Source organism: Neobacillus drentensis, from assembly GCF_036966985.1.
GTDB classification, from domain to species: Bacteria; Bacillota; Bacilli; order Bacillales; family Cytobacillaceae; genus Neobacillus; species Neobacillus drentensis_E.
Map to the genome: position 1 here is coordinate 1 of NZ_JBALSN010000010.1, position 5,606 is coordinate 5,606.

A 5,606-nucleotide genomic window follows, 5' to 3' on the forward strand; every position below is an offset into this window, starting at 1 on the left:
GGGTTAATCGGTTTTGTCGGAAGTTTTTCATGGATGGTTGATTCCTTAGGTATCCCATAGGTTGCACAGGTTGAGGAGAAGATAAAATTGGTAATATGATAGTCAATCATTTTTTGCAGCAAGCAAATGGTTGCGGCCACGTTATTATGATAGTATTTAAGCGGATGGACAACGGATTCACCAACAAGACAATTGGCAGCAAAGTGCATGACCACTTCAATCGAATACGTAGTAAAAATTTGCTCAAGTACCTTCGAATCGCCCACGTCTCCACAAACAAATGTGGCTCGTTTATCGACGGCCTCGATATGGCCGGTGGATAAATTATCTAAAACTAATACCGAGTAGCCTTTATCTGCAAGATCCCTCACCACATGGCTGCCGATATAACCTGCACCACCTGTAACCAAAATCATGTTCGATTCACTTCCTTTCTTTTTAAGTCAAAGCAAAAAGAGCATGCTTTAATGCTCTTTTTAATGATTAGAAACACCAATGTAATAGAATCCTAGTTCCTTAACACGCTCTTTATCTACCATATTTCTACCGTCGAAAATATTGGGCTGCTTCATTAAAGGCTTAATTCTTCCCCAGTTCAAATGTTTATAATCATCCCAGTCCGTGCTAATGACGAGTGCATCAGCCCCCGTTACTGTTTCTTCAATGGTCATACATTGGTGGGATGCCCCACTTTTCACCATCGGATCATGCGTCTTCACAATCGCTTGTTCTTCTAATAATCGATCAAGCAAAATGAAACTAGGGGACTCCCGCGTATCATCAGTATTTGCTTTAAAAGACAACCCTAGCACGGCAATCGTTTTGTTTTGCAGCGAACCGCCGAGTGCCTGTTTTATTTTTTCAATAAAATAAACGGGTTGCTCTGTGTTGACTTTTACAACTGCTTCAAGAATGGATAACGGAGTCCCTTGCTGTTTAGCTGTGTGGATGAGCGCATTCACATCCTTCGGAAAACAGGAGCCGCCGTAGCCCATCCCCGCTTTTAAAAATTGCGGTCCAATCCGTTGATCAAGACCGATCCCTTTTGATATATCATTTACATTTATCGAAAGTTTGTCACATACCCTTGCCAACTCATTAATATAGGAAATTTTTAAAGCGAGGAAGGAATTGGCTGCATACTTAATCATTTCTGAGGCTTTCGGTTGGGTTTCGACGAATGGGCAGTGGAAGTCTTTATATAATTCTCTCATGATTGTTCTGGCCGTTTCACTGGTTGTGCCGATGACAATGCGATCGGGATGGAGTGCATCGTCAAGGGCGGAACCCTCGCGCAGGAACTCCGGGTTGGAGACGACATCGAACGGAATGGGTGCTTTTTGATTTTCTTTGATAACACTTGTCACTATTTCAGCGGTTCCGACTGGCACGGTGCTTTTTGTCACAATCACCTTGTATCGGTTGATGTGCTGGCCAATTGATTTTGCGACATTTTTGACAAAGGTAAGGTCTGCGCTGCCATCCGCTCCCTGCGGGGTACCGACGCAAATGAATATCACATCATTCTCTTTGATCGCTTTTTCCGTGTTGTTTGTAAAAACAATATTACGGGCTTGGGTATGCTTTTTTAAGAGGTCTTGAAGCCCTGGTTCATAGAAATGCAAGCTGCCTCCCTTTAGCGCTTGAATTTTACGCTCATCCAGATCAAGGCCGGTTATCTTATGACCATGCTCGCAAAAAATAAGCCCTGTGGTGGTCCCCACATAACCTGTACCGACAATTAAGATGTTCATGGCTGGTGTTTCCCCCTCGGTCCACAGATATAATTAATCAGCTCCACATACTCTGACGTTTTTGCGATATCAAAGCACATTCCCTCTATCTCCAGTCCATAGCTTGTATAATCTTTCGCCATTTCTTTAATGGCATCGGTTAATTGAATTTCTCCGCCTAGGCCTGGTTTCACGTTTTCGAGATAGTTGAAAATGGCCGGGTCAAAAATATATCGACCAATCACCGCTAGGTCCGATGGTGGCGATTCTTGCGGCTTTTCAACAATATCCTTAATGATATATTCATTGTTTTTTATGGGTGCTGGTTTAATTACCCCATAGTTTTTCAATTGGTCTTGGTCCAGTTTTTTAACACCGATGATATTCCCCTGGTGTACAGTGAACATATCGATTAACTGTTTTAATGGCTGCTTTTCGTGGGGAAGAATAATTTCATCTGGGAGCAGGACAGCAAACGGTTCATTCCCGACAAAATGCTTGCCCTGGAGGATTGCATCACCTAATCCACGGGCATAGGACTGCCGTACATACTGAAAATGCACATCGGGAAGGGCAATTTCCTTTAATAAGTGTGTCTTATCTTTTTCTTCTAAGTAGGTCTCTAACTCCACCGATCGATCATAATAATCGAGAATCATATTTTTTGATCTTGATACGACAATTAAAATTTGCTCAATTCCTGACCTAACCGCTTCCTCGACGATAAAATCAAGGGCCGGCCTTCCGCAGATAGGCAGCATCTCTTTCGGCAAAACTTTCGTTATTGGCAAGGTTCTGGTTCCATACCCTGCTGCAGGAATGATTGCTTTTCTTACCATGTCTCTTCCCTCCTTGCGAACTAGTATTAATTTATTCCAAAAGGGACGAAGGGGAAGGTTGTCCATGAGAAAAGGGCGATAAAATGGGAGATTGTCAAAAGATTAAGGGGAGAAATTTTGGGTTTTTACATAGATGGGTGAGAATTTCACATAATAGAGAGGTTATTTTACAAAATAGAAGGATTTTTTTACAAAATAATAAGTTTTTTTACAAATTAAAGGAACTATTTTTCAAAATATGGATATTTACTTCCAATTAACTATTTTCAGAATAAACAGAAACCCCAATCACAGTACTTCAACACTGGTGGGGCTCTGCAGCCCTAGGATCATGGAAATTGTCATCGTTTTTCCAGCGCCATTTGGTCCGAGTATCGCCACCACCTCTCCTTTCCCAATTGAAAAGGATACACCATTGACGGCTGTTTTATGCTGAAATGACTTTGTCACGTTAATTAAGCTTAAAATTTCATTCATGAGAGAGTTTTAGAGGACCGCAAAAGGAGTTTGAGCTGGTAGGGGAAGTTTACAGATATTAACAACGTTATCAACATTAATATTGATTATATCCACGTGGTTTTCGAGAATATCCACAATTTTTCAAATTTTATACACAGATAATGTGAATAAAGTTTGAATTTTTCCAATATATTTACCAATTGATGAAATTATCCACAAAACCCACAGTTTTATCCACAAAATCAACAAGTTTACCCACAATTCATATTAATATATCCACATTATTGATGAATATTATCCACATTTCCCATTACAAATGGCCTAGCGAAATGGCTAGGCCTTTATCATTATCTATTCGAGTCTTCTGCCGAATTTTCACTATCATAACGATCCACAATTTCCTTTAACTCGCCCGTGTCGCCTTTTGCATTAATAATTTCAAAAATTTCATTTAATCCTTCACTCGTTTTCTCTTCATTCTGCTTCATCACGGCACCCCCTTTTATATTAGGTTACCCGATGTTGATGGAAACTATTTCTGGAAGAATTATGTCGAAAACAATCTGGTCCGGGTTGACAGGATTCTTCTTTTTTCCGCGCAGGTTTTTGCTATCTTAAAAGAAAGTAATCAATTGGGAGGGCAGACTTCATGTATTTTGAATGCTTGTTAGATGCCATATTGGGGGAACGACAAATTTTCCATATTATCGATTGCTCCATTTGTGGGCTTGAAGAAATCTATTATGAATGCCCAACTGCCAAGCAACTGATTGGACGAGCCTGCTCTCATTGTAATTTTGTTCAAAGATTTGAGTAAAAGAGGCGCGGTTCAACGGAATCGCCTATACTAAATAGAGCTTGGATTCTTCCAAGCTCCTTCCATTATTTAACGATAGCACCTCTTAATTGGTTAATGCCAAACTCCAAATATCCCTTTAAACAGGTCAGCATAAAAACCCAGCCTTCTTTATTATCGAGCAGATTACTCATTAACTCGTCATCATCTTCTCTAAATCCTTCTTCGGTAATCTCGATGATGGTGCTTGAAGAATCCAATTCTTCAAGTGAAATCGTTACAATATTTCCTTGTCCATCTGTACCCCATCGGTACACAATTTTCTTGTTGGGCAATACCTCGATGACTTCGATATCTACATCGGCATTGTATTCCTCATATCTAAGTGAAACGGTCTGACCCTGTTCCCATCTAGCAGCTGATGAGAACCAGAAATTCTTGATTTTCGCAGGGTCCACAAAAGCTTCAAACACTTCATTCACCGGTTTCATGATTTTAAATTTGGTCAGATTGTACATTTAGATAATCCCCTCTCGTCATTAACGTTTCTACCTGTCATGGTTGTCCTATGGAAATATTTTATACGTTAATACGTAAAAAAAGCCGGTATTAAAATACTGGCTTTCTTCCAATAGGGTTCCGCTTACATTTTTAAAGAAAATTCAACCGCTTTACTATTATGATAACTGGCTCTAACTTTTAGCTTTGCTCTTAATTCCTCATCCAGACAGTCTTGCTTTAAAAGTTCATTGTGGCGGTGCTGGATTAAATGATAATAATATCTGCCTTTAATAAACATTTTCAACACAAAAAATCCCCCTCACTAGTGATTAACATAAATCGCAGGAGTGATCGTGTTCGGTAACTGGCAAGCATCGTTCTTAAAACCTTAGCCCCTGTAGTTTTGCGTCACCACTTTTCAATGGCTTTGCCGTTTCGTACGATTTATGTGTTTATTTAGAATATAAGCAACTAATTTATAAAATAAAAGTGCCTTTGGACCCACTATCTATCAATCATTGGTAAACTATTCTTCTTTTTTGTTTGTAGCTAAATGCTAGATTGGCTGGTTACTGCATCTTAAAATTCTCACGCAGTATACGATCCCTAAGGAACAGAGTGGAAAAAGACGTTTTAAAGTCTATATTCCTGTCCATGATGTTACTGGGGTGAATTTTAACTATGTTTAAGATACGGTTTATTTTTTTATTTCTAGTTGTATTTACACTATTATTAACAGGCTGCACAGGGAAATTTCACTTTTTTCAGAATGAAGGGAACTTGTCGCAAAATAGTTCTCCTCGTGATGAAGTTCAACAACAGGATAAGGATACTAGCAGCCAATCGATTTCCTCGCAAGAAGTTATACCTGTTCTTGTGAATAAGAGCAATAAACTGCCCGATCAATATCAGCCAAGCGATTTAATTTATCCTGATATCCCCTTTATGTTTAATCAAAAATCAGAAAAGCGGCAAATGAGAGCTGATGCAGGTGCAGCGATTGAAAGATTATTTACAGGGGCTAAACAACAGGGCGTGAATCTATTAGGGGTGTCGGCCTACAGATCCCATGCTTCCCAAGCAGCTTTGTTTAACTACTATGTGAACCAAGATGGATATGAGGCAGCAAGAAAATATAGTGCCGTTCCAGGAACGAGTGAACATGAAACCGGCCTTGCGATTGATGTAACGGGTGGAGATGGCAAATGTGCTGCCGAGGACTGCTTCGAGGGAACGGATGAAGCGATTTGGCTCGAAAACCATGCCGCGGAGTACGGC

Annotated in this window: 8 protein-coding genes, 1 pseudogene and 1 riboswitch; of the genes and pseudogenes, 2 read left to right on the forward strand and 7 right to left on the reverse strand. The window is 40.0% G+C overall.

All coding sequences use genetic code 11. From position 1 onward, the window contains the following. From V7659_RS00625 to V7659_RS00645, 5 genes and pseudogenes are all read right to left on the reverse strand, one after another. A partial coding sequence (locus tag V7659_RS00625; RefSeq protein WP_335537459.1) for an NAD-dependent epimerase/dehydratase family protein occupies positions 1 to 416 on the reverse strand: 416 nt, incomplete at its 3' end. A 60-nt stretch (positions 417 to 476) separates the two neighbouring features. Continuing rightward, a complete protein-coding gene (locus tag V7659_RS00630) occupies positions 477 to 1,754 on the reverse strand; it encodes a UDP-glucose dehydrogenase family protein (protein ID WP_335537460.1) in 1,278 nt (425 codons plus the stop codon). Next, a complete protein-coding gene (locus V7659_RS00635) occupies positions 1,751 to 2,572 on the reverse strand; it encodes a UTP--glucose-1-phosphate uridylyltransferase (RefSeq protein WP_335537461.1) in 822 nt (273 codons plus the stop codon). The genes V7659_RS00630 and V7659_RS00635 overlap by 4 nt, the downstream gene beginning before the upstream one ends. Positions 2,573 to 2,866: 294 nt before the next feature. After that, positions 2,867 to 3,049 (reverse strand): annotated as a pseudogene (locus V7659_RS00640) (ATP-binding cassette domain-containing protein); the annotation flags it as partial. A gap of 329 nt (positions 3,050 to 3,378) precedes the next feature. Beyond that, positions 3,379 to 3,519, reverse strand: coding sequence for a hypothetical protein (locus tag V7659_RS00645; protein ID WP_335537462.1), 141 nt, complete (start codon positions 3,517 to 3,519; stop codon positions 3,379 to 3,381). Positions 3,520 to 3,680: 161 nt separating this feature from the next. Here V7659_RS00645 and V7659_RS00650 point away from each other — a divergent pair, with 161 nt between their 5' ends. Then, a complete protein-coding gene (locus tag V7659_RS00650; RefSeq protein WP_335537463.1) occupies positions 3,681 to 3,848 on the forward strand; it encodes an acyltransferase in 168 nt (55 codons plus the stop codon). Positions 3,849 to 3,913: 65 nt separating this feature from the next. On the opposite strand, the gene V7659_RS00655 is transcribed toward V7659_RS00650, so the two are convergent. After that, complete coding sequence (locus V7659_RS00655; RefSeq protein ID WP_335537464.1) at positions 3,914 to 4,345, reverse strand: SRPBCC family protein; 432 nt, start codon at positions 4,343 to 4,345, stop codon at positions 3,914 to 3,916. Positions 4,346 to 4,470: 125 nt separating this feature from the next. After that, a complete protein-coding gene (locus V7659_RS00660) occupies positions 4,471 to 4,635 on the reverse strand; it encodes a hypothetical protein (protein WP_186328706.1) in 165 nt (54 codons plus the stop codon). Between the two features lie 49 nt (positions 4,636 to 4,684). Further along, positions 4,685 to 4,770: riboswitch (cyclic di-GMP riboswitch) on the reverse strand. A gap of 239 nt (positions 4,771 to 5,009) precedes the next feature. Here V7659_RS00660 and V7659_RS00665 point away from each other — a divergent pair. Continuing rightward, positions 5,010 to 5,606 (forward strand): M15 family metallopeptidase (locus tag V7659_RS00665; RefSeq protein ID WP_335537465.1); only part of this gene is annotated, 597 nt, incomplete at its 3' end.

Excerpts from the sequence above, each read along its gene's own strand:
- V7659_RS00650 (WP_335537463.1), top strand. The coding sequence starts at position 3,681 with ATGTATTTTGAATGCTTGTTAGATGCCATATTGGGGGAACGACAAATT.
- V7659_RS00630 (WP_335537460.1), bottom strand. The coding sequence starts at position 1,754 with ATGAACATCTTAATTGTCGGTACAGGTTATGTGGGGACCACCACAGGG.
- V7659_RS00645 (WP_335537462.1), bottom strand. The coding sequence starts at position 3,519 with ATGAAGCAGAATGAAGAGAAAACGAGTGAAGGATTAAATGAAATTTTT.
- V7659_RS00655 (WP_335537464.1), bottom strand. The coding sequence starts at position 4,345 with ATGTACAATCTGACCAAATTTAAAATCATGAAACCGGTGAATGAAGTG.
- V7659_RS00635 (WP_335537461.1), bottom strand. The coding sequence starts at position 2,572 with ATGGTAAGAAAAGCAATCATTCCTGCAGCAGGGTATGGAACCAGAACC.